Below are 26,277 nucleotides of genomic sequence, written 5' to 3' on the forward strand. Positions count from 1 at the left end.
CGGGCGATCGGCCCTATGCGTTTTGTCTTAGTGCGCGTCTTAGGGGGCGTGCGCGAGTTGGGTAGCAAAATAGGCCACCGTCTTGGAATAGACCTCGCTCTTGTTCCACTGCTGGAGCACCGCGAAGTTCGGGCTGCCCGGCTGCCAGTCCTTGCCCTTCTGCCAGCCGTAGCCGGCGAGATAGTTGGCCGTAGAGGCGAGCACGTCGGGCGCGTTATGCAGCAGGTCGCGCTTGCCGTTGCCGTCGAAATCGACGGCATATTTCATCCAGGATGACGGCATGAACTGGGTCTGACCGAGTTCACCGGCCCAGGCGCCTTTCATGTCGGCTGGCGCAAGATCGCCGCGCTGGACGATGCGCAACGCATCCATCAACTCGCCACGAAACTGCTCGGCGCGCCGGCAATCATAGGCGAGTGTCGCGAGCGAGCGGATCGTCGCGAACTTGCCGGTGTTGACGCCGAAATCGGTCTCGAGACCCCAGATCGCGACCAGGATCTCGCCGGGCACGCCATAGGTCTGCTCGATGCGCGACAGCACCGAGCCGTACTGCTTCATCATGTTGGAGCCGCGCGTCATCCGCGGCGGCACCATGCGGCCGGAAAACTCTTCAAAGGTCTGGGTGAAGACCTTTTGCGACTTGTCGCGGTTGAGCACGCTCTGATCGAGCGTCACGCCGGCAAGTCCGGCGGTGATGGCCTGCTGCGAGATACCCTTGGCCGCAGCGTCGGTTTTGAAGTCCGCAAGCCAGGCGTCGAAATTGCCTGAGCCGCAGGCAACAGCGGCAAGTGCTGGCTGGGCGGACAGGATGGATGCGGAGAGGGCGAAGGCTGCGAGAGCGAGACGAGAAATCGTCGGGGTCATCAGATGAAATGGATTCCGTGAAGTGATCTGACCGGCGGGCGCAATCTCGGTTGTAACCGCGGCCAAAGCAAGGCGTATGGTAGCGCGCAGAGCCTGCCCGAGCCAAGCCCGGGCAGGTTCGCATGTCACGATATCGTCAGGCGTCCCTCCGATTTCGCCAGGGGAACAGGTTGGCCGGGAAGTCGGCGGCCGGCTTGCGCGGACGCTGCGGTGGAGGCGGCACCGGCCGTGCGCCGGGCTCGGAGACGATCACCTTGCGGTAGAGATGCCAGGTGGCGTGGCCGAGCAGGGGAATGACGATGGCGAGCCCGAGAAACGCGGGGATGGTGCCGAGCGCGAGCAGCACCGCGACAATCAGGCCCCAAGCCGCCATCGGCACCGGGTTCTTGGCGACGACGCGGAGCGAGGTGACCATCGCCTCGAACGCGCCGGCATGCCGGTCGAGCATCAGCGGGAACGATACAGCGCTGATACAGAGCGCGGCGAGTGCGAACAGGAAGCCCGTGCCACAGCCGACAACGATCAGCCACCAGCCCTGTGATGTCGTCAGCACGCGCGTCACGAAGTCCGAGATTCCAGTCACGCCCTCATAGCCGAACGCCGCAATATAGATCGCCTGCGCGGTCGCGACCCAGGTCACGAACAACGCGAGCAGCAACGTGCCGAGACCGAGCATGGCGCCGAAAGACGGGGAGCGGAGCACGTCCATCGCGTCCCAGGCGCTGGCTTCCTCATAGCGCTCGCGCCGGCTCGAGAGCTCGTAGAGGCCGAGCGCTGCGAACGGGCCGATCAGGGCGAAGCCCGCGGCCAGCGGAAACAGCAGCGGTATCACTGAATAGCCCATTGCGACGCGCGCGATCACGAGGCCGAGCACAGGATAGATCACGCAGAGAATGATGGCGTGGCTCGGCACCGCCTTGAAATCTTCCCAGCCGCGCTTGAGCGCGTCGTGCAGGTCGGAAAGTCGGATGGTTCGGATTACCGGTCCAGCCCCGTCTGCGGTCCGGCCCATCGTGGGGACATTGCCCTGATAGAGTGTGGCCATGGTCGGCTTGCTCCCTTGCCATGCAGCCGAGTTTGGCGCCGGCAACGGCGCAAGCGGCCGCTCTTCTGAGTTTCGCGAGTCCAACCAGGCGCGAATTCCGGATGGCATCGCGAGCTGAACACGAAGCCTACGCCCATTTCCGAGTCCTGTCCCTCACGCTTGGGTGAGATTCGATGCCGCAGCGCAACCTTGACGACGTCATTCGGTCGTCATTTCGCCGCAGATAAGCTCATGCTGCTTGTGGGTCGCGTGAACAGCGCGGGCGCAATGCAGAAACTTCATCTATAAGGGCCCCATTCGGGGCCTTCCAACGGGATCCTTTTCGGGGAGCAGACATGAGCATTTTCGGGAAAATCATGGGCGCAATCTTCGGCAGCCATCCGGCTTCCGCGGCGCCCGCCGGCGGCGCACCCGCGGGTAGCGCGCCTGCAGGGGCCGCGCCGAGCGGATCGGCGCCAGCGTCTGCGCCGGCAGCCGCGCCCGCAGCAACGGTGGACGTCGCCGCGATCGTCGACGCGGCCGTCGCGGCGCACAAGGGCGAGAAGCTGGAGTGGCGCACCTCGATCGTCGACCTCATGAAGGCGCTCGACGTCGATTCGAGCCTTGCCGCGCGCAAGGATCTTGCCAAGGAACTCGGCTACACCGGCGACATGAACGACTCCGCCAGCATGAACGTCTGGCTGCACAAGCAAGTGATGTCCAAGCTCGCCGCCAACGGCGGCAAGCTGCCGCCTGAAATCAAGCACTGACCGACGGATCGGTCGACCTCAAAGGGCCCGCGATGTCGCGGGCCCTTTTCATTTCAGGCAACGAGATCCGCATTCTCCGGATGCCTGTCGAGATAATCGACGACGAAGCCACAACCCGCGACCACCTTCTTGCCGTCGCGCCGGATCAGGTCGAGCGCGCCGTTGATCAATTCGGAGGCTATGCCGCGGCCGCGTAGCGCACGCGGCGTCTCGGTATGGGTGATGATGACGGCCGACGGCGTCAGCCGGTAATTTGCGAAGGCTAGTTCATCGCCGACATCGAGCTCGAAGCGGCTCCTGTCCTTGTTGTCGCGTACCGTTGCCGTCATCCCCGATCCTTCCGAAGCCGTGCTTATTCCCTGATCTAGGCGCCTGAACCAGCCCTTGCCAAGGCGCGACCAAGGGAGGTTGCCGCAGGGGAGATATCTGCAAAATGCGTGTCCCGCTCAGCCTCATGGCCTTGCTCGCCATGGTCGTCTCGACGGCGCCGGTCCCGGCCGCCGCCGAGGGTGGTCCGGCCTGGGAAGCCTGTGTCGGGCTCACCAGCACGCCGGATGAGCGGGTGAAAGCCTGCTCGACCGTGATCGACGCAAGAAGCGAGACCGGCCGGAGGCTCGCCGGCGCCTATTGCAATCGCGGTCACGGCCTGACCGAGAAACGCGAGCTCGATGCGGCGCTGTCCGATCTCGATGAGGCGGTCAAGCTCGACCCGGCTTACGCCTGCGCCTTCAACAATCGCGGCCGCGTCTACGGCTTCAAGCGCGACTATGATCGCGCCATTGCCGACTACGACGAAGCCATCAAGCTCGATCCCTCGCTGGCGATGGCCTACAGCAATCGCGGCGAGTCTCGGTACAACAAAGGCGATCTCGACGGCGCCATCGCCGATTTCGACGCGGCGATCAAGCGTAATCCCAGCTATGCCACCGCCTACGCCAATCGGGGCTACGTCTATGCCCGCAAGCACGACACGGCGCATGCGCTGGCCGACTTCAGCATGCGGATCAAGCTCGCGCCGGATCTGCTTGCCTATATCGACCGCGGCAACGTTTATCGCGACAGCGAGCAGCTCGACCGCGCGGCCGCCGACTATGGCGAGGCGATCCGGGTCGCGCCGACCGATGCGCGCGGCTGGCGCAACCGCGGTATGATCCGGCTCTACCAAGGCGACAACAAGGGCGGACTCGCCGACTACGACAAGGCGCTGGAGTACGATCCGTCTGATGTGTTCTCCTGGAATAATCGCGGTCAGGCCAAGATGAGACTTGGGAACAAGCAGGGCGCCATTGCCGATTTCAGGAAGGCGCTGGAGTTGCGCCCCGGCCTGCCGACCGCACGCGAGGCGCTCCAGAAGCTTGGAGCGCTGTAGCCGCAGTGCGTCATGAATTCCTTGCCGTGAATGTGGAGCGGCGGTCGTGAATAATTTCCGATATCGCTCTTGCAAGTTCCGTGGCGGTTCCCACGTCGATTGCAGGACATACGCCCGAATGCGGCCGGCAGGGTCGCTAGACATTCGGAGTGTCATGATTGCCAGCCGCCCGACGTATGCCTCTTTTGTAGGAGGATACAATGTCGGACTTTGGTTTCTTGAATACTCATCGCACATGGGAAGACTGGTGTGGGATGCTGCTGGGCGCGTTGATTGTCGCCTCGCCGTGGTTTCCCATCCAGGATCAGCCGGGAATCGCCGGACACCAGGCGATGGTCCTGAACGCGGTCGCGGTCGGCCTCGTCATATTTGGCCTAAGCCAGCTCGAATACGTCGCCTTGCAGCGTTGGCAGGAGGTCGCGACGATCCTGGTCGGGCTGTGGCTCATCGTCTCGCCCTATGTGCTCGGCTATTCTGGCGGAGGCTTTCTCCGGATCTACCACACCAGTCTCGGCGCAGTGGCGGTGATCCTGGGCGTGCTGCAGTTGTGGCAGGACTGGGATCTGAGTGACCAGGACTTGCTGAGGCACGGGCAATAGGCCGTGAATGTCGGCAGGCCCGCCGCGCGACCGGCGGGCCTGAGCTTGCTCATTGCTGCACCATATCCGCATAGTCCGGGTGCTTTTCGATCCACGCCCTCACGAACGGGCATTGCGGGATCAGCTTCAAGCCCCTCGCGCGGACCTGATCGAGCGCGCCTTGCACCAGCTTTGAGCCGACGCCTTTGCCGCCGAGCTCTTTCGGCACGTCGGTATGCTCGAAGGTGATGATGTTGCCTTCGAGCTTGTAGTGCTCGGTTGCGAGATGGCCCTCCACCTCGAGCTCGAAGCGGTGATGGGCCTTGTTGTCGATGACGTCGCTCATGGTGTCTCCGGTCAGCTCTTCAGCGTCTCCGTCAGCATCTTGCGGATCGACCAGGCCTCACCGTCCGAAGAGCCCTTGATGTCGTCGATCTTCCAGCTGCCAGTCTCGCGCACGAAGTCGTAACGTACGATCCGGTCGGCCGGTTTGCGGTCGTTGCGGTGGCCGGTGATGGTCACCGCAAGCGTCGCCTTGTCGGCCTCGATCTTTTCCGCGTCAACCTTGAACGCCTTGACGTCGGGTTCCTGCGAATTGGTGACGGGATCGAAATCGATCGGCCCGACGTCGCCCTTCGGTGTATGCGCATCCGCCTTGGCCCACAGCGCAACCAGCGCCTTGGAGAGATATTTCGCTTTCGCGGCCTTGTTCTCGATGACGAAGGCGGCGCCACCATCGCCTTTTCCTTTGGCGGCGCGGGTGTAGATCGCGGTCAGGATTGTGACGGGATCGTTGGCGGTGGGCGCCTGAGCGAAGGCGGGCGTGGCGGCGGCGAAGAGAGAGGCGGCAACGAGGCTGCGGCGGGTGAGCATTGTTCGTCCCTGAGATGTTGGCTCGCGACGATAGGCCGGAATGGCCACGTCAGCGCGGTATCTCAGTAGAGCGGCGGAGGCGTAGTTCGGTTCAATCGACCGCCTTGGCGAGCCGCGAATCTTCCGGCGGTTGTTTCGGGCGGAGGCAGCCCTGGCAGATAACCAGGGAGCGATTGACCTTGGCGTCCTGCTCGGCCTCGATGCCGTCCTGGGCCTGCCACCATTCCTTCGAATAAGGCTGAAGCCCGGCCTGCGACTTGGCTCGCTCGGATGCGTCGACTGTGCGCGCTGCTCGCGACGGCTGGGCGGCGGTATGTGGTCGATTGGGATCTTCGCCAGCGCCATCCCAGGCGTAGCGGGCGGGCCTGAAGGCAGGATCTGAAGCCAAATGCGCTTGCGGGGCCACGGCACATCCGGCAAGCGCCAGCGACAGCAGGAGAAAGGCGGGCGCTTTGACCATGATGGGACACTCTGTACGCGACAACTGATGGAAGTTGCGCCGATCATGTTTAAAATTCCCTGAACAATTGCGACCGCGCAGGCGACCAACGCGCATGCGCTATCTGTTCGTCCTGCTCACGATGCTCACGGCCGCCGCGCGTGCTGACCACGCCAAGCCGTTCAATCCCGCCGACTATCCACCTGCCGTGCAGAATGCGTTGCATTACGCCAATGAGGAATGCGACAGCCAGGGCGGTGGTGCGGTGACCTTCGCGCCGGATACGGTGCGCAAGATCGACCTGACCGGTGACGGTCGCGACGATTACATCGTCGATTTCCGCGACACCAAGTGTGGCGACCGCGAGAGCACCTATTGCGGGACCGGCGGTTGTGCGCTGGACATTCTGGTGACGTGGCCGGACGGCAGCGTCCGTGCTGTGTTCGACGGTTATGTCCGCAGCTACGCCATCGTGGCACCGCCGATGAAGCGCGGCGCGGCGCGTGTCATCCGCTTCGACCTGCATGGCAGCTATTGCGGTGGTTTCGGCGCGCAGGTCTGCGTCAAGGAGAAGGCGATCACGGCGACGCCGTTCGAATTCAGGAAACCGTAGGGCAGATGCGCGGATCGTGGCCTTGCAGGGCCGCGTTCGATGGCGATAAATGGGCTGCAATGAGCAGATGGCTTGCGTGCTGTCTGCCGTCGAAGAGGAAGCCCGATGCAGCCGCTCCGCATGTCCCGCCGCGTCATGAATCTCGCCTACATGCTGACCCAGAATGCACGGCGGCATGGATTGCGCCCAGGTTTCGTCTGGGGTGACAAATCCTGGACCTGGCGCGAAATCGATGCGCAGGTTTCGGCGCTGGCGGCGGCGCTTGCTGCGCGCGGCATCGCCAAAGGCGACCGCATTCTCGTCCATTCCAAGAACGGCAACGAGATGTTTGTCTCGATGTTTGCGGCGTTCCGGCTCGGCGCGGTCTGGGTGCCCACCAATTTCCGCCTGATGCCTGACGAGGTCGCCTATCTTGCGCAGGCCTCCGGCGCGAAGGCGTTTCTCTGCCATGTCGATTTTCCCGAGCACGCGGCGGCGGTGAAAGGAAGTGCACTGGAATTCACCTGGAGCATCGACGGCAAGGCCTCGTTCGGCGAGCGCTCGGTTGCTGACGCCATAGCCTCGCAGGCAGGCCAAGTGGTCGAGAACGTCGCGGTCGAGCACGACGATCCCTGCTGGTTCTTCTTCACGTCCGGTACCACCGGCCGCTCCAAGGCCGCGGTGCTGACCCACGGCCAGATGGGCTTCGTCGTCACCAATCATCTCGCCGATCTCACCCCCGGTGTCACGGAAGCGGATGCGTCGCTGGTGGTGGCGCCGCTCTCTCATGGCGCCGGCGTGCATCAGCTGGTGCAGACTGCGCGTGGCGTCTGCACCGTGCTGCTGCCGACCGAGAGATTCGACATCGACGAGGCGTTCCGCCTGATCGAAAGGCATCGGGTCGGCAATCTCTTCACGGTGCCGACCATTTTGAAGATGATGATCGAGCATCCCGCGGTCGACAAATACGATCATTCCTCGCTGCGTCACGTGATCTATGCCGGCGCGCCGATGTATCGCGAGGACCAGAAGGCTGCGCTGAAGAAGCTCGGCAAGGTCATCGTGCAGTATTTCGGCCTCGGTGAGGTCACCGGCAACATCACTGTACTGCCGGCGGCGCTGCATGATCCGGAGGATGGCCCGCACGCGAAGATCGGCACCTGCGGCTTCGAGCGGACCGGTATGCAGGTCTCGATCCAGGATGACGAGGGCCGCGAGCTCCAGGCGAACCAGAGCGGCGAGATCTGCGTGATCGGGCCTGCGGTGCTCGCCGGCTACTACGACAATCCGGAAGCCAATGCGAAGGCATTCCGCAACGGCTGGTTCCGGACCGGCGATCTCGGTCACATGGATGAGGAGGGGTTCGTCTACATCACGGGACGCGCGTCGGACATGTACATTTCCGGCGGCTCCAACATCTATCCGCGCGAGATCGAGGAAAAAATCCTGACCCATCCCGGAGTCGGCGAGGTAGCCGTGCTCGGCGTGCCCGATGCGACCTGGGGCGAGGTCGGTGTCGCCGTCTGCGTCGCGCGCGACGGCGCGAAGCCGGTGAGCGAAGCGGAGATGGCGGCGTTCCTGTCGCCGAAGGTGCCGCGCTACAAGATGCCCAAGCGGTTCTTCTTCTGGGAGGCGCTGCCGAAATCCGGTTACGGCAAGGTGCCGAAGCGCATGGTGCGCGACGAACTCGAGGCGCGCGGGCTGCTCGATCTCGACCAGACCAAGACAGGCTGAGCGTCGGTGATGCGGACGATCAAGCAGCCGGGCGCAGCTGTCGCCGAACGCATCCAGTGGGTCGAGGCGAGGGGGCGTGCCTTCTCGTTCACGCTTGAAGCAGGCCTGCCGCTGCTGGAAGCCGCGCGCCGCGGCTTTGCGGCGGAGGGCTTTGCGGGCGGCGTCCTGAATTTCGGCAGCGGGGCGCTTGGGCCGTTCGCCTATGTGATGCCGGCATTGTCGAAGACCGGCGAGAATGCCGCGTTCTACAGCGACACGTATCGGCCCGCGGGCGTGACGCGTACGCGGCTCGGCAGCATGACGCTCGGCACGCGCGACGGTGCGCCGTTCTTTCATTGCCACGGACTGTGGACCGAGGCGGACGGCAAGGCCAGCGGCGGCCACATGCTGCCGGACGAGACGGTTGTTGCCGAGCCATTCGAGGTCCAGGCCTTCGGCATCGATGGCGCGATGTTCACCGCCGAGCCCGACCCGGAGACCAATTTCAAGCTGTTCGGGCCTGTCGCCGCCGCGAGCACGGGTGCGCGCACGAGCAGCCGCGCTTTCGCGCTGCGGCTGCGTCCCAACCAGGATTTTGCTGGCTGCCTCGAAGCCTTCTGCAAGGCGCACGGCATTGCGCACGCCAAAATCCACGGCGGTGTCGGCTCGACCATCGGTGCGCGCTTCACCCATGGCGGCACGACCGAACCGTTTGCCACGGAGCTTGCGATCGCCGCCGGGACGATCGCGCCGGGAGGGTCCGGCGCGCTGGAGGCCGCGCTCGACGTCGCCCTCATCGACTACACCGGTGGCATAGCCGAGGGGGGCTTGGTTCGCGGTGACAATCCCGTGCTGATGACCATGGAGCTGGTGCTGGAGCCTGTCGGCTAACCACGACTGAGGCGTGCTGCCGCTCCTCATTGCTACTTTCCTATCTCCGGTGTTCCTGGTATGTTCCAATGACGGCATGGAACCCGAGTTGGGGATCGGCGGAGGGGTCATATGGGTCGAAGGGGCAATCGGACGATCAATTTGCCGGCGCCATACCTGAAACGGGTCTGGCTCGATCCGTCGCAGGTTGGCGATCGTGACGCTTATCCATTCTGTCTTCCGATCTTCGCAGACGATTTCGAGTTCAGCTTCGACACGCCCATCACGATCATTGTCGGGGAGAACGGCACGGGCAAGTCTACCATCCTGGAGGGGATTGCAGCGCTCGCCGGCTACGACGAAGCAGGCGGCGGCAAGGGCTACAGGCCGGTCGATCACTCCATGGCGCTCGAAAAGATGGGTGGGACGCTGTCGAAGGCGCTGCGCGCAAGCTGGTTGCCCAAGATCACCAATGGCTGGTCCTTTCGTGCCGAAAGCTTCTTTTCGGTCGCGAGATACCTCGATCAGGCCGCGCTGGATGACCCGTTCGGGATTCTGCGAAGATCCTGCGGGGTTCATCGACGCCGCGCTGCAGGATGAATAGGGGGCAGAGCAAATGAGCAGGAAAAGACGCCGACAAACCACGCTGCGTGCGCCCTATCTGAGGCGCGTCTGGCTCGACCGCGCACGGGTTGAAGACTGGGAGGCTTATCCGTTCTGCCTTCCGGTGTTCAGGGACGAGTTCGACCACAGCTTCGACGCCGCCGTTACGATCATCGTTGGCGAGAATGGCACGGGCAAGTCGACTATCCTCGAAGGCATCGCAGGGATGGCCGGCTTTGCGAGCATCGGCGGGCGCAAGGGTTTTCATGAGCTCGACGGCGGCGGCATCGAGATCACCGGCGACGAGCTGTCGTCAGCGTTGAGGGCTGCGTGGGTGCCGAAGGTGACCGACGGCTGGTTCTTTCGGGCGGAGACATTCTTTTCGGTCGCGCGTTATCTGGACCGCTCGGCGGTAGATGCAGCGACAGCCATGGAAGGCGTGTTTGGTGCGAGCGTTCAGGAAGCGCCGGACTATCTCTCCTTTTCGCATGGCGAGGGCTTTCTGGTCTTCTTCGAGGAGCGCTGCCAGAAGCAGGGCATCTACATTTTCGACGAGCCGGAATCGGCGCTGTCGCCGGCGCGGCAGATGGACTTTCTCAAGCTGCTGCATCGCATGGATCTCTCCGGCAATTGTCAGGTCATCATGGCGACCCACGCGCCGCTGCTGATGGCCTATCCCAATGCGCAATTGCTTCGACTCGGCAAATATGGCCTCGAACCGACAACGGTCGAGCAGACTGATCATTATCGGGTCATGCGAGAGTTCTGCGCCGACCCGCGCGGCTTCGTCGAGGCGACGCTGGCGGAATAAGTGAGCGGTCGATCACCACGGGCTGGCGCGCATTTTCGTCATGGCCAGATAGGTCGATTCATTAAAGCCCGATATCCCTGTCGAGCTCGATCCTTGGAAGAGGTCGAGCACGGGCGAGTAGGTCTGGCTGGCGTTCTTTGCGTCGTACATGGCCGAGAAACGGCTGAGCAGCTTTGAAACTTTCGCGGGATCGCCGAGATCTTTGAGATTGAGGTATTTTTCCACGATCCTGGCTTGCTGATCGATCTGCATCGAAGCCATCTGGTCAGGCAGATCGAAGGTGGTGCGAAATACTTCCGAAAGGGCCTTGTCGGCTAGGATGTCGTAAGCGGACGTGACGTGTCCCGCCATGCGCTGGAAATACAGCGCCAGACGAACGCCGGGATTTGTATCCCCCTGCTGTTGCTCCAGGCTCTGCTCGAGATAGTTCTTTTGCGTTGCGAGAAATTGATCGCGCTTTTGCGGGCCAATCATCGCAAGTCGCGCGACGTTGCCCTTGCTGTCAAAATTGAACGACGCCGCGATCTCGGCAAAACGCGGATCGCTCTCCGTGTTCGCGAAGCTCTTGGGATCGTTGAGATCGGAGGCGAAGATCTTCTTGAGATAGGCGGTACTCACGTTCGCAGGCTCCAGACCCTTGGCGACCAGAATGAAGTCGACCAGATTCCTGTTTGAGAGCAGATCGGAATCGCTCTTGATGGTGCCAATCGACTGTTGATAGTCCGTCGCTTCCTTCTGGGCTTGAGCTTTGACTTTCGCCTGGTCCTGCGTGCTTGCAGATTTCAATTTCGCGATGACGTAGTCTTTCGCGATATCGAGGATTTCGGCCGAATCCTGGGCCGCCAGGGGTGTCGTCAGATTGCCTTTGGCGTCGAAGTTGAACGCACGCGCGAGCTTGACGTATCGATCGTCCTTGAGCGTATAGACATAGCTCTTGGGGTCGTTGAGGTCGCTTTCGAGCACAGCCTTCACGGTGGACTGCGAGACTTGTGTAGGGTCGAGGCCGACTGCTGCCAGCGCGAAATTATACGCGACGGGCGAGGACACCAGCGCCTGCAGCGTATTCACATTGGGAATGGCTTTTCTGAATTGCCCGATGACCAAGGCTTCCTGCAGCGGACTTGCCGCTGCATAAACAGCCGACTTGCTGTTGTCGAAACTCTGGTTCGTGCTTGCGAGGTTTGCACCGGTCTGCGCGGAGGTGCCTGGTGGAAGCGATCCGTCGGGCGAAAATTCGAACGCGCCGGCCAGGTTCATGAACCGGCCCGTCATCGCGATGGCGTCGTTGGTGCTTGATATGCTGCTCACGGCGGACTGCAGGCGGTATCTTTCGACCAATATCTGGACGTTCAATTGATCGACGTCAGCGCCGGGTTGCGACAGTTGAGCCGTGTAGTCGGCGATCTTCGTGCTGGCGTCGGTTGCATCCGATTTGGCTTGAGCTAGCTGGACGTTGAGGCCATCCAGCTGGGACGAGAAGGTGACATTGACGTAGCTGTTCGGGTCGGATGGGTCACTGGACAGGACCTGCTTGATCGTGTCGCGTGGCCACTTGCTCTGATCGATCCCGAAAGCCGACGCGACATAGTTGCGAAGACGATCGTCGTTGAGAAGCTCGTCGACGCTGGTCACGCTGCCAATCTTGGCATTGTAGTATGTCGTGTCGGCGGCAACTGCATCGACGTTGCTCTTCATGGCCGCCGTGTACAGTCCGATCATGTCGTCGGTCTGGTTCTCCGATTGCGCGACCTTCGTTTCACCGCTGGCGAAGGAAAAGGCCGCGGCAAACTCCCGGTAACGCTTGTCGATCAGCGTATTGGCAAAGCCCTTGGAGTCCGTGAGATCGCTCTGCAGCACTTTCTTCATGAAGGCCTTGGCATAGGCCATGTCTTCCAGGCCAAAGGCCTTCGTCGCGTAATGATACAGGCGATAGTCGTTCATCAGGTCGTCGACGGTCCGCACCTTGCCGATGTTGGCTTTGTAGTAGAGGACTTCGCGCGATACGTCTGATTGCTGCGCCACCCGCGTCAGAGACTGCGTGAGATTGCGCGCGACGTAGCTGTAGCTGAAGTAGGTGGACACCATGGGGAATTCCTGACGGCTCGGCGGGTCCTGGACGTCCGTCAATCATTGCCGGGTCGCAAGGCAGGGGCTGGCTTCATGCCAGCACTCAGAAACATTGTTTCAATTCATTACTGCGATTCTGAGTGGCAACCTTAGGTGTCGCTTGCGTCCAAGCGCCGCATCGGATGCATCTCTCCGGCAAGCTTCCCGCAAGCAAGATGTGGGAGGAGGTTCTTTTCCCTGGAATGCCCGGGACATGATGTATTTCCGAATTCGCGTAAAGCGAAGTATTCGCTCTGGACCCATTTGACCATCGTCTGGCGCGCCTTGCCCGCCGGGCAACGCATGGGCTTCTAGGCCGCGGGCAGCATTGCCGCCACGCCGTCGCCACGAAGCAGTCTCCCCAGGGTCCAAAAATGCGTTACGATGCCCTTAGCGCGCCTCAAGTCGCGCCTGGTGAAAGGATGAGGAAACGAGATGAGGAAGACGATCGGTCGTGCGATCGCCGGGGTGGCGGTGCTTGCAGTGACGGGGATGGCTCTGACGGCGGCTTTTGTCCCGGCCAGGGCGCATGGCCCGACCCGGCAGAAGGTGCGGGAATCCATCGAGATCAATGCGCCGGCGGCCAAGGTCTGGGCAGTGATCGGCAATTTCCAGGATATGAGCTGGCTGCCGCCGGTTACCAAGACTGAGGGCGAGAAGGGCAATGAGATCGGCGCGACGCGGCGGCTGACCCTGACGGGAGGTGCCACGGTCGACGAGGAGCTCTACAAGTTTGACGCCGCCGCCATGACCTATTCATACCGGATCACTGCCGTGGACGTGAAGGTGCTGCCGGTCAACAACTATTCCTCGACGCTGACGGTGACGCCGAGCGCCGACGGCAAGGGTGCAACGCTGGAATGGGCCGGCGCGTTCTATCGCGGCTTTCCGAACAACGATCCGCCGCCAGAGCTGAGCGATGAGGCCTCGGTCAAGGCGGTGAAGGGGCTGTATCAGACCGGCCTCGAAGCGCTGAAGAAGAAGATCGAGAGCGGAAGCTGACCGTGCGGGTCCTGGTCCTGGCGGCGCTCGCCGCCAGCGTCGCGAACGCCTCGGCGGAAGAGGCGTTCGTCACCAACCAGCTCAGCGACGACCTGATGGTCGTCGACCTCGCCACGTCGCGCAGCGTCGCGACCATCCCGATCGGCGGCAAGCCGGCGGGCGTTGCCGTCACCGCGGACGGCCGCTTTGCCTATGTGACGAGCCCCGATGCCAAGGCGGTGACGGTGGTGGACGCCGCCACACGGCAGGTCGCCGGCCGCATCGAGGTCGGCGGTGGGCCGCTCGGCATCGCCGTGACACCCGACGGCAAGACAGTCTATGTCGCCGACTGGTACGCGGCTGCGGTGCGGGTGATCGATGCGGGGGCGCGCAGCGTCACCGCCAGCATCACCGTCGGGGCCTCGCCATCGGGGCTCGCGGTGACGCCTGATGGCAAGCTGCTGCTCTCGGCGGACCGCGACGACGACAGCGTCTCGGTGGTGGATACCGCAACGCGCGAGCGCAAGGCGGTCATCAAGGTCGGCACGCGCCCGTTCGGTGTCACCATCGATGCCGAGGGCAAGCGCGCCTACACCGCCAATGTCGGCTCCAACGACGTCTCCGTGATCGACATCGCGGAGGCACGCGAGATCGGCCGTGTGCCAGTCGGGATGCGGCCCTATGCCGTGGCGCTGACGCTCGGCCGCGGCTTCGTCACCGATCAATATGGTGGCACGGTCAGCGTGTTCGACGTTGCGACGCTGAAGCCGATCAAGCGCATCAATGTCGGCGATTACCCCGAAGGCATCAATGCGACCGCCGACGGCAAGCGCATCATCGTCGCCTGTTGGGAGAGCAACACGCTGGATATCATCGATGCCACCGACCTCAAGGTGATCGGCGAGGTCAAGACCGGCGACGGCCCGCGCGCGTTCGGGGCGTTCTTGCGGAAGACGGAGTAGGGCAGCGCTATTTCGACGCGGCGAATTCCCGCAGTTTCACGAAAAAATCCCTCAGGATTGGGTTGCGACCGTAGGTCACGTAGCGGATCGGATGCCGCCTTCGGTCGATGCTCCACGTCATCTGATCGGTGAGAACGGGGGCGGGGATGATCACGCTCGGTGCCCACATCGGATCGAGCAGCCAGCCGACCGGCGCCATGTCCCAGATCTCCTTGGCCCAGCCCATGTGGTCGGACGAATATTCCTTGAACCGCATCGCGAGGAACGCGCCGATGCCGCCGTGCGGTTCGACGTAGCGTTCGATCTCCGGCACCGTCGAGTGCAGGCGCGAGGTAACGCCCTTGCACGGCACTAGGACGAGTGGCACGCCGCTGTCAAGCAGCACCTGCGCGCCGCCGACGTCCTGCTTGAGGTTGAACTCGACGGTATCGGGCCATTCCAGCGCATGGCCGCCAAGCCAGACCACTACGATCCGGTCGATGATGTCAGGCGCCCTGAGCAGGGCCGAGGCGACGTTGCTGATGGCGCCGATGGCGATGACGAAAAGCGGATTTTCGGCGGAACCGGTGCGCGCCCGGACCACGAGGTCGTCAACGGCGGGCGCCGTCTGCGCCGCCTTGCCGGGGCCGATATAGTCGGTGACGCCGCGATGAACCAGACCATCCGGCGCGACATTCAGACGCTCCAGCAGACGCAGGATTTCCTGATAGCTCAGCTCCATGCCGTGTCCGGGACTGTCCGCGCGCGGGTTGAAGAACGGCGCGGCGTAGATCGCCTCGACGTCGAACCGCTCCGGCGACAGCAGCATCTGCACCAGCGCGAACTGATCGTCGATCTCGTTATAAGTGTCGGTGTCGAGCACGACGCGGACCTTGCCGACGGGAGGTTCCAGGAGTTTGAGGCGGGCTGCGTCCGTGAGTGTCATGAGCTCTCCAAGTGAGAGTAGGGTGGGTTAGCCGATCACACGCGCGGTGCTTCAGCACACGAGGGCGCAAGGCGTAACCCACCATGCCACGCGCGATCGAAGTGGTGGGTTACGCTTCGCTAACCCACCCTACAAGGCGGCAGACCACGCCCGCAATCTCATCCATCTGCGCGAACATGTGATCGGGCGCAAGCGCCTGCAACGCCGCCGGCGCGGCATAGCCCCAGCTGACTGCGCCGCAGGAAATCCCCACTGCGCGCGCCGCCTCGATGTCGCGCACCTCGTCGCCGATCGCGATGACCTTGCCCGCCTCGACGCCGGCACGCCGGATCACCCGGCGGAATTTCGCGGGCTTGCCGAACACCGATGCCGAGCAGTCGAAATGCGAGAATAGCGCGGCGGCCTCGCCGAGCTTGGTCTTCGCATTGGCCTCGCTGTCGGAGCTCACCAGCGCCAGCTGTACGCCGCTGTCCGCGAGCGTCCGCAGCATCGCTTCGGCGCCCGCAAACAGCGAAATCTCCCCCGCCGCCTCGCCCTTCAGCCGCCGCGCATATCGCGCGATCGCCGGCAGCTTCCACACGGGCACCTCGAGCCGGCTGAGGATCTCGCGCGTCGACGCATGCCGCAGCCCTTCGACATCCTCATCCCTGACACGCCGAAAGCCGAAGCGATCTGCGACGTCGTTGATGGTGCGCAGGAACCAGGGGAAGCTGTCGACGAGGGTGCCGTCGAGGTCGAAGATGGCAAGGGAGAAGGGCATGGAGGAGAAATCGCGCCGTTAGGAGTTCCACACGGTCTCCTCGGTCCACCCAAGTTCGGCGAACTCGGAGGCCCGAAGCGGCGCTTCTCCTTCTGCAAAGAACTCATCGAGCTGTGGCGGTGCGACTGACGTTTCGGACAGCATGGCGTGCGCCTGCCCGCGATGATGGATCTGATGCTGGAAGAGATGCATCAGCAGCCGGTCGCGCCGCTCGGTCTGCACGCGCGTATCGCGGTTGACCTTCACGATGTCATTGAGCCCTGAGGGTGTCAGTGCATCGCACACGGCAATCAGGCGCTTGTCGATCGCGGCTTGGGCAGGCTTCAGCGCGCCGAGGGCAGGAAAGGGCACCTCGTTCTTCCAGGCCGCCGGTCCGAGCCACCCGCCCTCGAGTGCATCGATGTAGAAGAGGTCGACGATGTAGATGTGGTTCAGCGTGCGCTGCAAGCTCGGAAAGAAGCCGGTGCGGTGGGCTTCAAATTCCGCCTGGGGTAGTTCGGCGCAGGCGGTGAGGAGGCGATGGTTGGCCCAGGCATTGTTGTGGGCAAAGGCGCGATAGGTTTGCACAAGTCCTGCGGACATGTCGGTCCCTTCCCGGATCCTGATCGACCGTGGCGGATTACGCTTCTCTAATCCGCCGTACGGCCCAAGCTCCTACTCCGCCGCTTCGCTCGTGCTTCGCCGCTTCGGCTTCCTTGCCTTCTTCAACACCGGCTCCAAAAACTTGCCCGTATAGCTCCGCTGCGCTTTCACGATGTCCTCGGGCGGGCCCCAGGCGACGATTTCGCCGCCACCGTCGCCGCCTTCGGGGCCGAGGTCGATGACCCAGTCGGCGGTCTTGATGACCTCGAGATTGTGCTCGATGACGACGACCGTGTTGCCTTGCGCGACCAGCTCGTGCAGCACCTCCAGCAGCTTCTTGACGTCATGGAAGTGCAGGCCGGTGGTCGGCTCGTCCAGGATGTAGAGCGTGCGGCCGGTGGCGCGCTTCGACAGCTCCTTGGCGAGCTTGACGCGCTGGGCTTCGCCGCCCGAGAGGGTCGTCGCCTGCTGGCCGACATGGATGTAGTCGAGGCCGACGCGGTGCAGGGTCTGGAAGGTCTCGCGCACGCGCGGTACCGCCTTGAAGAACTCGGCGGCTTCCTCGACGGTCATGTCCAGCACGTCGGCAATGCTCTTGCCCTTGAACAGGACCTCCAGCGTCTCGCGGTTGTAGCGCTTGCCCTTGCAGACGTCGCAGGTGACGTAGACGTCGGGCAGGAAGTGCATCTCGATCTTGATGACGCCGTCGCCCTGGCAGGCCTCGCAGCGGCCGCCCTTGACGTTGAAGGAGAAGCGGCCGGGCTCGTAGCCGCGCGCCTTGGCTTCGGGGAGCCCTGCGAACCATTCGCGGATCGGCGTGAAGGCGCCGGTGTAGGTCGCAGGATTCGAGCGCGGGGTGCGGCCGATCGGCGACTGGTCGATGTCGATGATCTTGTCGATATGCTCGAGGCCCTCGATGCGGTCATGCGGGGCGGCGCCTTCGCTCGCGCCGTTGAGCTTGCGCGCGATGGCCTTGTAGAGCGTGTCGATGAGAAGCGTCGACTTGCCGCCGCCGGACACGCCGGTGACGGCCGTGAATAGGCCGAGCGGAATTTCCGCGGTGACGTTCTTGAGGTTATTGCCGCGCGCGTTCACCACCTTGATGGTGCGGCGATGGTTCGGCGGGCGCCGTTCCGGCACCTCGACCTCGAGCTCGCCAGTGAGATATTTGCCGGTCAGCGATTTCGGGTTGCGCATGATCTCGTCGGGCGTGCCTTCGGCGACGATGTTGCCGCCATGCATGCCGGCGCCGGGGCCGATGTCGAGCACGTAGTCGGCGAGCCGAATGGCATCCTCATCATGCTCGACCACGACCACGGTGTTGCCGAGATCGCGCAGGCGCTTGAGCGTGTCGAGCAGCCGCGCGTTGTCGCGCTGGTGCAGGCCGATCGAGGGCTCGTCCAGCACGTAGAGCACGCCCGTCAGGCCCGAGCCGATCTGCGAGGCCAGGCGGATGCGCTGGCTCTCGCCGCCGGACAGCGTGCCGGAGGAGCGGGAGAGGGTGAGATAGTTGAGGCCGACATCGAGCAGGAAGGTCAGGCGCTCGCGGATCTCCTTGAGGATGCGCCCGGCAATCTCGTTCTGCTGCGCGTTCAGCGCGGCCGGCACCGTCTCGAACCAGGCGCCGGCGCTCTTCACCGACAGCTCGGAGATCTCGCCGATATGCTTAGCCCCGACCTTGACGCAGAGCGCCTCGGGCTTGAGACGGAAGCCGTTGCAGGCGCCGCAGGGCACGTCGTGGAAATACTTTGCCAACTCCTCGCGCGCCCACTCGCTTTCGGTTTCGCGGTAGCGGCGGTTGATGTTGGTGATGACGCCTTCGAACGGCTTCTTGGTGTCGTAGGAGCGGACGCCGTCCTCGTAGGAGAACTTGATCTCGTCCTCGCCGGAGCCATGGAGGATCGCGTCTCTCGTCTTCTTCGGCAGATCCTTCCACTTTGTGGTCAATGTGAACTTGTAGTGCTTGCCGAGCGCCGTCAGCGTCTGCGTGTAATAGGGCGACGACGACTTGGCCCAGGGCGCGATCGCGCCCTTGCCGATCGCGAGCTCCTTGTCGGGGATGACGAGGTCCTCGTCGACATGCTGCTCGACGCCGAGGCCGCCGCAGGCAGGGCACGCGCCATAGGGGTTGTTGAACGAAAAGAGTCTGGGCTCGATCTCGGGGATGGTGAAGCCGGAAACCGGACAGGCGAATTTTTCCGAGAACAGGATGCGTTCGGGCCCGCTCTTGTCGTGGATTTTTGCGGTCTTCTTTTTCTCTTCGGCAGGCGCAGCGGCGGCAGAAGGTGCATCGGCATATTCGATGACGGCAAGGCCTTCGGCGAGCTTCAGCGCCGTCTCAAAGCTTTCGGCGAGGCGCTGGCCGATATCGGCGCGCACGACGATGCGGTCGACCACGACGTCGATGTCGTGCGGGAATTTCTTGTCGAGGGTCGGCGCCTCAGCGAGCTCATAGAAGGTGCCGTCGATCTTGACGCGCTGAAAGCCCTTCTTGAGCCATTCGGCGAGCTCCTTGCGGTACTCGCCCTTGCGGCCGCGCACGACGGGGGCGAGCAGATAGAGGCGGGTGCCCTCGGGCAGCGCCAGCACGCGGTCGACCATCTGCGAGACGGTCTGGCTCTCGATCGGAAGTCCCGTGGCCGGCGAATAGGGCACGCCGACGCGCGCCCAGAGCAGGCGCATGTAGTCGTAGATCTCGGTGACCGTGCCGACGGTCGAGCGCGGGTTCTTCGACGTCGTTTTCTGTTCGATCGATATCGCCGGCGACAGACCGTCGATCTGGTCAACATCCGGCTTCTGCATCATCTCCAGGAACTGGCGCGCATAGGCCGAGAGCGACTCGACGTAGCGGCGCTGGCCTTCCGCGTAGATGGTGTCAAAGGCGAGCGAGGATTTGCCGGAGCCGGAGAGGCCGGTGAACACCACCAGCTTGTCGCGGGGAATCTCGACGTCGATGTTCTTGAGGTTGTGCTCGCGCGCGCCGCGGATCGTAATTGCGCGCAGGCTCGAGCCCGCGTTCTGCTGTTGGCGCTTCGCCTTGATCACTTCATCCATCCGAGTTGCCCTCAAGGAATCCCAAAGGTGCGCGATCGCGCCGACGTAAAGGCGCGCTTTGCCCGGAACCGGGATCGGCGCCAATGGGTATGCGAGCGAACGTAGGAAGAACGGAGACGGATTTCCAGTGGGACTTGCGAATCGTCAACGGATTGTTGGCGCGCTGGCGGGACTTGGCAGCAGGAAGCCCTGTGGAACAGCGGCGGGAGCGTGCCCTCGAAAACAAAAAGGCCGGCGCAAGGCCGGCCTTTCGTAACGATGTGACGTCGGTCGCGACGATTAGTACTTTGCGACCACCGGTGCGCCGAAGTGATAGTTCACGCCGATCTGCACGGTGTGGAAGTTGATGGTGCCGGAGGGCAGAGCGCCCGAGAAGTAGGTCTCGCCGCCCAGGCTGCGATAGAGGTACTCGCCCTTGACCGACCACTGCGGAGCGAAGAATGCCTCGACGCCTGCGCCGACAGTCCAGCCGGAGTGCCACTTGCTGTCCGACACGGACACGCCGAGTGCGGAGAGGCTGATCTTGTTGTCGATCCAGGCGTAGCCGCCCGTGCCGTAGAACAGGACGTTGTTGACGGCGTAGCCGATGCGGCCGCGCACGGTGCCCATCGCGTCGGTCTTCGAGCTCACGGTCACGACACCGAAGCCAGGAACGGTGCCCGCGGCGGAGGCGCTGACGTCAGCCCAGGCGCCATCAGCCTCGACGCCGAACACGACGTTGCCGGTCTGCCAGTTGTAGCCGGCGGTGCCGCCGACGAACCCACCCTTCATCTTCGGGTCACCAGAGGCGGCTTCCCAGGCGCCACCACCGACGATACCGAGGTAGAATCCGGTCCAGTTGTAGACCGAGGCCACGGCCACTGGAGCCTTGGTGTAGGGGCGCGCAGCCAGATCGGCAGCCGAAGCGGCGCCAGTGAGGGCGAGGAGGCAGGCCGAAGCCAAGAAAATCTTCTTCATATTCAACAAATCCCAGTCCCAGTTTCTGTTTTGACTTCCGTGCGTCGGAAGCAGCATCGGACGCTGTGGTCCAACTTACGCCGTGCTTACACCACTGAAGCTGCAAGTTGTGTCTCTCAAAAGCCACAACAGATACAAAATGTAACCATTGCTGACCTTTAGTTCCCTCAGGGAACATTCAGCAAAAAGGCCGGCGCGAGGCCGGCCTTTGATTCCCGAATGGTTTCAGATGGATCAGTACTTCGCGACGACGGGCGTACCCCAATTGAAGTGGTAGTTCACGCCGGCCTTGATGGTGTGGATCGTGTCGTTCCACTCCGAGCGATTCGTCGCCGGCACTGCGGCGTACTGAATCGTGCTCTTGCCGAGGTCGATGTAGTTGTACTCAACCTTTGCCGACCAGTTTGGAGCGAACATGTACTCCACGCCGGTACCGAGGGTCCAACCCCAGCGCCAGTCGTTCTGGACGAAAGTGTTGGCCGCGCCGCCGTTGAGGGCAGCGTCGTAGCGATGCCGGATATCACCGACAGCCGCACCGCCGCTCACGAACCAGAGCGCCGGTCCCCAGGCGTAACCAACGCGGCCCTTGATGTCTCCGAAGCCGCGCAGTTTGGTGGCATAGGAGTCGCCGAGGTTCGGCGGACCGACATTGATCACCGACGACCGACCGTTGATGTCGGCCCAGTGATAATCGCCCTCAAGACCAACAACGAAGGCGCCCATCTGCCAATTGTAACCGGCAACGCCGCCGACGAAGCCGCCGCTGGTGTCGTAGTTCTGCGTTCCTGCGAAGGCGGGAGTATTGGGGGCAAGGAAGTACGTTTCGTTGCTCCGGCCCCAGCCACCGCCGCCCTGAATACCGAGATAGAAGCCAGTCCAGGTGTAGATCGGAGCAGGTGCCGCAATCGGCGCCTTCGTGTAAGGGCGTGCCGCCAGATCCGCCGCGCTTGCGGGAGCCGACATGCCCAACGCAACGATACCGATTGTTCCGAACAGAATTTTCTTCATTGCAGTCTCCCCAATGTCGACAGCTCCAAAGGTCCCCGGAGCGGTCAGTTAGGCGCGACGCCCAAATGAACAATTTCGGGGCAACCCTACGCCCATCTTGGGGCGGAGTCCGTCTCTGGAATGCAACACTTGCCGATCAATCGAAGGGCGTACAAGTTGATGAATGTTAAGCGGTTTTTGGTATTTTTGGGAACTCGGTAGAGTTCCAATTCATCGCATAGTGAATAGCGACATCAAGAACGCGTTGCGGCAAAATCGGCTCCAGTTTCCCTAGGAACAAATCTGGAACAAATCCCGGGTCGATGCTATATGTGGGGATAACCGAGGGCGCGGCGGGCCGATCGGCGCTCGTAAGCGTATAGGGTCGGCCAACAGGCGGCAGCGCGGGCGCGCCTTTTGAAATTCAGTGGCATTCGGAGTGGAGAGCGGCGATGGCGGGAAGCGTCAACAAGGTCATTCTGGTCGGAAACCTCGGCAAGGACCCGGAAATCCGCCGTACCCAGGACGGGCGGCCGATTGCGAATCTGAGCATCGCGACCTCCGAGACCTGGCGCGACAAGAACAGCGGCGAGCGCAAGGAAAAGACCGAATGGCATCGCGTCGTGATCTTCAATGAAGGTCTCTGCAAAGTTGCCGAGCAGTACCTGAAGAAGGGCGCCAAGGTTTACATCGAGGGTGCGCTGCAGACGCGCAAATGGACTGACCAGAGCGGAGTCGAGAAGTACTCCACCGAGGTCGTGCTGCAGGGCTTCAACTCCACGCTGACGATGCTTGACGGTCGCGGCGGTGGCGGAGGAGGCGGCAGCTTCGGCGATGAGCCGGGCGGCGATTTCGGCTCGTCCGGCCCGGGCAGCAGTGCACCGCGCCGTGCCGTGGCCGCTGGCGGCGGCGGTCGCAACAACGATATGGACGACGATATCCCGTTCTGAGGCGAAGCGGGACTTCGCTCCGACCTTTGCCATGCTCGCGTAAAGCGGCGGGATTCCTTACCAATTGACGGGGCAAGCTCGGTTTTCCGAGCTAGCCTCACCTATTGCCTCAAGTCTTTGACGGGGCGCGATGTGAATGCTATTAACTTTATGTTAATTCTATTTACATGGCCGTTTCCCCGGCCGGAGGTCGCCATATGAGCCTCGCGCCACTGCTTGACGCTGCTCCGGCGATCCCCTTGCACGCCTTCGCGGCGATGGCGGCGTTCGTGCTTGGCATCGTCCAGTTCGCCGCTCCCAAGGGCACGCTGCCGCACCGGACGCTCGGCTGGATCTGGGTGGCGCTGATGGCCGTGGTGGCTCTCTCGTCATTCTGGATCCACCAGATCCGCTTGGTTGGCCCGTTCAGCCCGATCCATCTCCTATCGATCTTCACGCTGGTGATGCTGCCGCTGGCGGTATGGCGGGCCCGCACCCATCGCGTCGTCGCTCATCGATGGACTATGATCTTCCTGTTCACCGGTGCGCTGGTGGTCGCGGGCCTGTTCACGCTGGTGCCCGGACGGATCATGTACCGGGTGATTTTCGGGGCTTGAGCGGCGGTTCCGCCGGGCTCGTTCCGGCCCCGCCCTCGATGGTGCCGGGAAGGGCGTAAGTCTCTGGAAAAACAGTCGGAAAAAGCGCTTCCCAGGACCTCGCAAGGGTGGTTATCAGGGGGCAGATGCGCTATATGATTCCCAGATAAAATTTCACCGGATTCCCCCTTGGCTGACGACGACAACAAGCCCGGCGACCAGCCGGCGCAACCCTCGGATATTCGCCCCGTCTCCATCTTCGAGGAGATGAAGAAGTCGTATCTCGACTACGCCATGAGCGTGATCGTGGCGCGTGCGCTGCCAGATGCCCGCGACGGTCTGAAGCCTGTGCACCGCCGCATCCTGTACTCGATGAACGAGCAGGGGCACACGCCCGACAAGAAGTACGTCAAATCCGCCCGCGTGGTCGGCGACGTCATCGGTAAGTATCACCCGCACGGCGACCAGTCGATTTACGACGCCATGGTCCGCATGGCGCAGGACTTCTCGATGCGCGTGCCGCTGATCGACGGTCAGGGCAATTTCGGCTCGGTCGACGGCGATCCCCCGGCCGCCTATCGTTACACCGAAGCGCGGCTGACCAAGGCGGCGCTGGCTCTGCTGGCCGACATCGACAAGGACACCGTCGACTTCCAGCCGAACTACGACAACAACGAGACCGAGCCGTCGGTTCTTCCGGCCAAGTTCCCGAACCTTCTCGTCAACGGCGCCGGCGGCATCGCGGTCGGCATGGCGACCAACATCCCGCCGCATAATCTCGGCGAGGTCATCAACGCCTGCGTCGCGCTGATCGACAACCCCGCGCTGACCATCGACGAACTCATCAACATCGTGCCGGGACCGGATTTCCCGACCGGCGGCGTCATTCTCGGACGGCAGGGCATCCGCTCGGCCTATCACCTCGGCCGTGGCTCGATCGTCATGCGCGGCAAGGTCGCGATCGAGACCATCCGCAAGGAGCGCGAGGCGCTCATCGTCACCGAGATTCCCTACCAGGTGAACAAGGCCACGATGGTCGAGCGCATCGCCGAGCTGGTCAAGGAAAAGAAGATCGAGGGCATCGGCGACCTGCGCGATGAATCCGACCGCGAAGGCTATCGCGTCGTCATCGAATTGAAGCGTGACGCCGTGCCGGACGTGGTTCTGAACCAGCTCTACAGATTCACGCCGCTGCAGACGAGCTTCGGCGTCAACATGGTTGCGCTCGACAGCGGCCGTCCGCGGATCATGCATCTGAAGGACCTGCTGGCGATCTTCGTCGACTTCCGTGAGCGGGTCGTCACGCGACGCACCAAGTACCTGCTCGCCAAGGCGCGCGATCGCGCGCATATTTTGGTCGGTCTGGCGATCGCGGTTGCCAATATCGACGAGATGATCCGCGTCATCCGGACTTCGCCCGACCCGACCACCGCGCGCGACACCCTGATGTCGCGCGACTGGCCGGCCCGCGATGTCGAGGACATGCTGACGCTGATCGATGATCCGCGCCACCGCATCAGCGAGAACGGCACGATCCGGCTGTCGATGGAACAGGCGAGGGCCATTCTCGATCTGCGCCTTCAGCGCCTCACTGCACTCGGTCGTGACGAAATCCGCGACGAGCTCGACAAGCTCGCCGGCGAGATCGCCGATTATCTCGACATCCTGCGCTCGCGCGAGCGCGTGCTGAGCATCATCAAGACCGAGCTCGCCGAGGTGAAGGCCGAGTTCGCCACCCCGCGCCGGACCATGATCATGGAGCAGGAAGGCGAGGTCGAGGACGAGGACCTGATCCAGCGCGAGGACATGGTCGTCACCGTCTCCCATGCCGGCTACGTCAAGCGCGTGCCGCTGTCGGCCTATCGGGCGCAGCGCCGCGGCGGCAAGGGCCGCGCCGGCATGCAAACCCGCGACGAGGATTTCGTCAGCCGCCTGTTCGTGGCCTCCACGCACACGCCGGTGTTGTTCTTCTCGTCGCGCGGTCAGGTCTACAAGGAGAAGGTCTGGCGCCTGCCGATGGCCGCACCGAACGCGCGCGGCAAGGCGATGATCAACATCCTGCCGCTGGAGCAGGGCGAGCGCATCACCACCATCATGCCGCTGCCCGAGGATGAATCCACCTGGGGCAACCTCGACGTGATGTTCGCCACGACGGGCGGCAACGTCCGGCGCAACAAGCTGTCCGACTTCGTCGACGTCCGTCGCTCTGGCATCATCGCCATGAAGCTCGACGACAATGAAGCGATCGTCGACGTGCAGATCTGCACCGAGCACGACGACGTGCTGCTGACCGGCGCCGGCGGCCAGTGCATCCGCTTCCCCGTGGCCGATGTGCGCGTGTTCACCGGGCGCACCTCGATGGGCGTGCGCGGCATCGCGCTTGGCGAGGGCGACAAGGTGATTTCGCTGGCGATCCTGCGCCATGTCGAAACCACGTCGGACGAGCGCTCGGCGTACCTGAAGATGCGCCGCGCGGTGGCCGGCGAAGCCACAACGGAAGAGGCCTCGGCGGATGCCGAGGCGGAGGAGAGCTCCAGCAGCTTCCAGCTTCCGCAGGAACGCTATGCCGAGATGTCGGCGGCCGAGCAGGTGGTGCTGACCGTCTCCGTCAACGGCTATGGCAAACGGACTTCGTCCTACGAGTACCGCACCACGGGCCGCGGCGGCAAAGGCATCGTCGCCATGAGCGTCAACAACCGCAACGGCAATCTGGTCGCCTCGTTCCCGGTGGAGGACGCCGACCAGATCATGCTGGTGACCGACAAGGGTCAGCTGATCCGCTGTCCGGTCGAGGGCATCCGCATTGCCGGCCGCTCGACGCAAGGCGTGATCGTGTTCGACACCGCCGAGGACGAGCATGTCGTCTCGGTCGAGCACATCACGGAAGAGGCCGAGAGCGGCAACGGCGAGGGCGGGAACGGGGCGTAATGTC

The 26,277-nt window shown here is 63.2% G+C and carries 25 protein-coding genes and 1 pseudogene; 13 read left to right on the forward strand and 13 right to left on the reverse strand.

The window, feature by feature from the left end; genetic code table 11:
- Window positions 1–39 precede the first annotated feature (39 nt).
- Complete coding sequence (locus JQ587_RS05620) at window positions 40–864, reverse strand: lytic murein transglycosylase (RefSeq protein WP_212424639.1); 825 nt, start codon at window positions 862–864, stop codon at window positions 40–42.
- A 136-nt stretch (window positions 865–1,000) separates the two neighbouring features.
- On the reverse strand, window positions 1,001–1,909 hold the full coding sequence (locus JQ587_RS05625) for a DUF2189 domain-containing protein (RefSeq protein ID WP_212300756.1): 909 nt from the start codon (window positions 1,907–1,909) through the stop codon (window positions 1,001–1,003).
- A 335-nt stretch (window positions 1,910–2,244) separates the two neighbouring features.
- On the opposite strand from JQ587_RS05625, the gene JQ587_RS05630 reads away from it, so the two are divergent.
- Entirely contained in the window at window positions 2,245–2,658 is a 414-nt protein-coding gene (locus tag JQ587_RS05630) for a DUF3597 domain-containing protein (RefSeq protein WP_212300755.1), read from the forward strand.
- Window positions 2,659–2,711: 53 nt separating this feature from the next.
- On the opposite strand, the gene JQ587_RS05635 is transcribed toward JQ587_RS05630, so the two are convergent.
- Window positions 2,712–2,987 (reverse strand): GNAT family N-acetyltransferase, encoded by a 276-nt coding sequence (locus JQ587_RS05635; RefSeq protein ID WP_212300754.1) that lies wholly within the window; start codon window positions 2,985–2,987, stop codon window positions 2,712–2,714.
- 104 nt (window positions 2,988–3,091) lie between these two features.
- Here JQ587_RS05635 and JQ587_RS05640 point away from each other — a divergent pair, with 104 nt between their 5' ends.
- Both JQ587_RS05640 and JQ587_RS05645 read left to right on the forward strand, forming a co-directional pair.
- Complete coding sequence (locus JQ587_RS05640) at window positions 3,092–4,027, forward strand: tetratricopeptide repeat protein (RefSeq protein WP_212300753.1); 936 nt, start codon at window positions 3,092–3,094, stop codon at window positions 4,025–4,027.
- Window positions 4,028–4,227: 200 nt separating this feature from the next.
- Window positions 4,228–4,626 (forward strand): SPW repeat protein, encoded by a 399-nt coding sequence (locus JQ587_RS05645; RefSeq protein WP_212300752.1) that lies wholly within the window; start codon window positions 4,228–4,230, stop codon window positions 4,624–4,626.
- A 49-nt stretch (window positions 4,627–4,675) separates the two neighbouring features.
- Here the strand turns inward: JQ587_RS05645 and JQ587_RS05650 are convergent, their stop codons facing one another.
- The 3 genes from JQ587_RS05650 to JQ587_RS05660 all read right to left on the reverse strand — a co-directional run bounded on the left by JQ587_RS05650 (window position 4,676) and on the right by JQ587_RS05660 (window position 6,034).
- A complete protein-coding gene (locus JQ587_RS05650; protein WP_212300751.1) occupies window positions 4,676–4,951 on the reverse strand; it encodes a GNAT family N-acetyltransferase in 276 nt (91 codons plus the stop codon).
- A gap of 11 nt (window positions 4,952–4,962) precedes the next feature.
- Window positions 4,963–5,478 (reverse strand): DUF3828 domain-containing protein, encoded by a 516-nt coding sequence (locus JQ587_RS05655; RefSeq protein ID WP_212424640.1) that lies wholly within the window; start codon window positions 5,476–5,478, stop codon window positions 4,963–4,965.
- A gap of 91 nt (window positions 5,479–5,569) precedes the next feature.
- Window positions 5,570–6,034 carry a hypothetical protein gene (locus JQ587_RS05660; RefSeq protein ID WP_249154183.1) on the reverse strand — a complete coding sequence of 155 codons (465 nt, stop codon included), beginning with the start codon at window positions 6,032–6,034 and terminating at the stop codon, window positions 5,570–5,572.
- On the opposite strand from JQ587_RS05660, the gene JQ587_RS05665 reads away from it, so the two are divergent.
- The 5 genes and pseudogenes from JQ587_RS05665 (at window position 6,033) to JQ587_RS05685 (ending at window position 10,506) form a co-directional block, all read left to right on the forward strand.
- On the forward strand, window positions 6,033–6,530 hold the full coding sequence (locus JQ587_RS05665) for a hypothetical protein (protein WP_212424641.1): 498 nt from the start codon (window positions 6,033–6,035) through the stop codon (window positions 6,528–6,530). The two genes, JQ587_RS05660 and JQ587_RS05665, sit on opposite strands and share 2 nt — an antisense overlap.
- Window positions 6,531–6,635: 105 nt before the next feature.
- Window positions 6,636–8,243, forward strand: a complete 1,608-nt coding sequence (locus JQ587_RS05670) for an acyl-CoA synthetase (RefSeq protein WP_212424642.1) — start codon at window positions 6,636–6,638, stop codon at window positions 8,241–8,243.
- A 9-nt stretch (window positions 8,244–8,252) separates the two neighbouring features.
- Window positions 8,253–9,113, forward strand: a complete 861-nt coding sequence (locus JQ587_RS05675; RefSeq protein WP_212424643.1) for a PCC domain-containing protein — start codon at window positions 8,253–8,255, stop codon at window positions 9,111–9,113.
- Between the two features lie 111 nt (window positions 9,114–9,224).
- Window positions 9,225–9,632: pseudogene (locus JQ587_RS05680) on the forward strand (AAA family ATPase); the annotation flags it as partial.
- Between the two features lie 76 nt (window positions 9,633–9,708).
- The gene (locus tag JQ587_RS05685; RefSeq protein WP_212300745.1) at window positions 9,709–10,506 is read left to right on the forward strand and encodes an AAA family ATPase; all 798 of its coding nucleotides are present in this window, start codon (window positions 9,709–9,711) and stop codon (window positions 10,504–10,506) included.
- Window positions 10,507–10,518: 12 nt separating this feature from the next.
- Here JQ587_RS05685 and JQ587_RS05690 read toward each other — a convergent pair whose 3' ends face one another.
- Entirely contained in the window at window positions 10,519–12,591 is a 2,073-nt protein-coding gene (locus JQ587_RS05690) for a DUF1217 domain-containing protein (protein ID WP_212424644.1), read from the reverse strand.
- 456 nt (window positions 12,592–13,047) lie between these two features.
- Here JQ587_RS05690 and JQ587_RS05695 point away from each other — a divergent pair, with 456 nt between their 5' ends.
- Both JQ587_RS05695 and JQ587_RS05700 read left to right on the forward strand, forming a co-directional pair.
- Window positions 13,048–13,614 (forward strand): SRPBCC family protein, encoded by a 567-nt coding sequence (locus JQ587_RS05695; protein WP_212424645.1) that lies wholly within the window; start codon window positions 13,048–13,050, stop codon window positions 13,612–13,614.
- A gap of 2 nt (window positions 13,615–13,616) precedes the next feature.
- On the forward strand, window positions 13,617–14,555 hold the full coding sequence (locus JQ587_RS05700; protein ID WP_212300742.1) for a YVTN family beta-propeller repeat protein: 939 nt from the start codon (window positions 13,617–13,619) through the stop codon (window positions 14,553–14,555).
- Window positions 14,556–14,562: 7 nt separating this feature from the next.
- Here JQ587_RS05700 and JQ587_RS05705 read toward each other — a convergent pair whose 3' ends face one another.
- The 6 genes from JQ587_RS05705 to JQ587_RS05730 all read right to left on the reverse strand — a co-directional run bounded on the left by JQ587_RS05705 (window position 14,563) and on the right by JQ587_RS05730 (window position 21,841).
- Window positions 14,563–15,480, reverse strand: coding sequence for a nucleoside hydrolase (locus JQ587_RS05705; RefSeq protein ID WP_212424646.1), 918 nt, complete (start codon window positions 15,478–15,480; stop codon window positions 14,563–14,565).
- A 109-nt stretch (window positions 15,481–15,589) separates the two neighbouring features.
- Window positions 15,590–16,240, reverse strand: coding sequence for an HAD-IA family hydrolase (locus JQ587_RS05710; RefSeq protein ID WP_212424647.1), 651 nt, complete (start codon window positions 16,238–16,240; stop codon window positions 15,590–15,592).
- Window positions 16,241–16,258: 18 nt separating this feature from the next.
- Window positions 16,259–16,822, reverse strand: coding sequence for a DinB family protein (locus JQ587_RS05715; protein ID WP_212424648.1), 564 nt, complete (start codon window positions 16,820–16,822; stop codon window positions 16,259–16,261).
- Between the two features lie 72 nt (window positions 16,823–16,894).
- A complete protein-coding gene (gene uvrA / locus JQ587_RS05720; protein ID WP_212303873.1) occupies window positions 16,895–19,876 on the reverse strand; it encodes an excinuclease ABC subunit UvrA in 2,982 nt (993 codons plus the stop codon).
- Window positions 19,877–20,155: 279 nt separating this feature from the next.
- Window positions 20,156–20,833, reverse strand: a complete 678-nt coding sequence (locus tag JQ587_RS05725; protein ID WP_212303872.1) for an outer membrane protein — start codon at window positions 20,831–20,833, stop codon at window positions 20,156–20,158.
- A 234-nt stretch (window positions 20,834–21,067) separates the two neighbouring features.
- Window positions 21,068–21,841 carry an outer membrane protein gene (locus tag JQ587_RS05730; RefSeq protein ID WP_212424649.1) on the reverse strand — a complete coding sequence of 258 codons (774 nt, stop codon included), beginning with the start codon at window positions 21,839–21,841 and terminating at the stop codon, window positions 21,068–21,070.
- Window positions 21,842–22,272: 431 nt separating this feature from the next.
- Between JQ587_RS05730 and JQ587_RS05735 the strand changes: the two genes are divergently transcribed.
- The 3 genes from JQ587_RS05735 to gyrA all read left to right on the forward strand — a co-directional run bounded on the left by JQ587_RS05735 (window position 22,273) and on the right by gyrA (window position 26,273).
- Complete coding sequence (locus tag JQ587_RS05735) at window positions 22,273–22,770, forward strand: single-stranded DNA-binding protein (RefSeq protein ID WP_212424650.1); 498 nt, start codon at window positions 22,273–22,275, stop codon at window positions 22,768–22,770.
- A 197-nt stretch (window positions 22,771–22,967) separates the two neighbouring features.
- Window positions 22,968–23,366 (forward strand): DUF2306 domain-containing protein, encoded by a 399-nt coding sequence (locus tag JQ587_RS05740; protein ID WP_212424651.1) that lies wholly within the window; start codon window positions 22,968–22,970, stop codon window positions 23,364–23,366.
- Between the two features lie 168 nt (window positions 23,367–23,534).
- Window positions 23,535–26,273: a DNA gyrase subunit A gene (gene gyrA / locus JQ587_RS05745; RefSeq protein WP_212424652.1), complete on the forward strand. Its 2,739-nt coding sequence runs from the start codon at window positions 23,535–23,537 to the stop codon at window positions 26,271–26,273.
- Window positions 26,274–26,277: the final 4 nt, after the last annotated feature.

Origin of the sequence: Bradyrhizobium manausense, from assembly GCF_018130615.1 — a bacterium.
GTDB lineage: Bacteria > Pseudomonadota > Alphaproteobacteria > Rhizobiales > Xanthobacteraceae > Bradyrhizobium > Bradyrhizobium manausense_A.

Excerpts from the sequence above, each read along its gene's own strand:
- JQ587_RS05620 (WP_212424639.1), bottom strand. The coding sequence starts at position 864 with ATGACCCCGACGATTTCTCGTCTCGCTCTCGCAGCCTTCGCCCTCTCC.
- JQ587_RS05625 (WP_212300756.1), bottom strand. The coding sequence starts at position 1,909 with ATGGCCACACTCTATCAGGGCAATGTCCCCACGATGGGCCGGACCGCA.
- JQ587_RS05630 (WP_212300755.1), top strand. The coding sequence starts at position 2,245 with ATGAGCATTTTCGGGAAAATCATGGGCGCAATCTTCGGCAGCCATCCG.
- JQ587_RS05635 (WP_212300754.1), bottom strand. The coding sequence starts at position 2,987 with ATGACGGCAACGGTACGCGACAACAAGGACAGGAGCCGCTTCGAGCTC.
- JQ587_RS05640 (WP_212300753.1), top strand. The coding sequence starts at position 3,092 with ATGCGTGTCCCGCTCAGCCTCATGGCCTTGCTCGCCATGGTCGTCTCG.
- JQ587_RS05645 (WP_212300752.1), top strand. The coding sequence starts at position 4,228 with ATGTCGGACTTTGGTTTCTTGAATACTCATCGCACATGGGAAGACTGG.
- JQ587_RS05650 (WP_212300751.1), bottom strand. The coding sequence starts at position 4,951 with ATGAGCGACGTCATCGACAACAAGGCCCATCACCGCTTCGAGCTCGAG.
- JQ587_RS05655 (WP_212424640.1), bottom strand. The coding sequence starts at position 5,478 with ATGCTCACCCGCCGCAGCCTCGTTGCCGCCTCTCTCTTCGCCGCCGCC.
- JQ587_RS05665 (WP_212424641.1), top strand. The coding sequence starts at position 6,033 with ATGCGCTATCTGTTCGTCCTGCTCACGATGCTCACGGCCGCCGCGCGT.
- JQ587_RS05660 (WP_249154183.1), bottom strand. The coding sequence starts at position 6,034 with ATGCGCGTTGGTCGCCTGCGCGGTCGCAATTGTTCAGGGAATTTTAAA.
- JQ587_RS05670 (WP_212424642.1), top strand. The coding sequence starts at position 6,636 with ATGCAGCCGCTCCGCATGTCCCGCCGCGTCATGAATCTCGCCTACATG.
- JQ587_RS05675 (WP_212424643.1), top strand. The coding sequence starts at position 8,253 with ATGCGGACGATCAAGCAGCCGGGCGCAGCTGTCGCCGAACGCATCCAG.
- JQ587_RS05685 (WP_212300745.1), top strand. The coding sequence starts at position 9,709 with ATGAGCAGGAAAAGACGCCGACAAACCACGCTGCGTGCGCCCTATCTG.
- JQ587_RS05690 (WP_212424644.1), bottom strand. The coding sequence starts at position 12,591 with ATGGTGTCCACCTACTTCAGCTACAGCTACGTCGCGCGCAATCTCACG.
- JQ587_RS05695 (WP_212424645.1), top strand. The coding sequence starts at position 13,048 with ATGAGGAAGACGATCGGTCGTGCGATCGCCGGGGTGGCGGTGCTTGCA.
- JQ587_RS05705 (WP_212424646.1), bottom strand. The coding sequence starts at position 15,480 with ATGACACTCACGGACGCAGCCCGCCTCAAACTCCTGGAACCTCCCGTC.
- JQ587_RS05710 (WP_212424647.1), bottom strand. The coding sequence starts at position 16,240 with ATGCCCTTCTCCCTTGCCATCTTCGACCTCGACGGCACCCTCGTCGAC.
- JQ587_RS05715 (WP_212424648.1), bottom strand. The coding sequence starts at position 16,822 with ATGTCCGCAGGACTTGTGCAAACCTATCGCGCCTTTGCCCACAACAAT.
- uvrA (WP_212303873.1), bottom strand. The coding sequence starts at position 19,876 with ATGGATGAAGTGATCAAGGCGAAGCGCCAACAGCAGAACGCGGGCTCG.
- JQ587_RS05725 (WP_212303872.1), bottom strand. The coding sequence starts at position 20,833 with ATGAAGAAGATTTTCTTGGCTTCGGCCTGCCTCCTCGCCCTCACTGGC.
- JQ587_RS05730 (WP_212424649.1), bottom strand. The coding sequence starts at position 21,841 with ATGAAGAAAATTCTGTTCGGAACAATCGGTATCGTTGCGTTGGGCATG.
- JQ587_RS05735 (WP_212424650.1), top strand. The coding sequence starts at position 22,273 with ATGGCGGGAAGCGTCAACAAGGTCATTCTGGTCGGAAACCTCGGCAAG.
- JQ587_RS05740 (WP_212424651.1), top strand. The coding sequence starts at position 22,968 with ATGAGCCTCGCGCCACTGCTTGACGCTGCTCCGGCGATCCCCTTGCAC.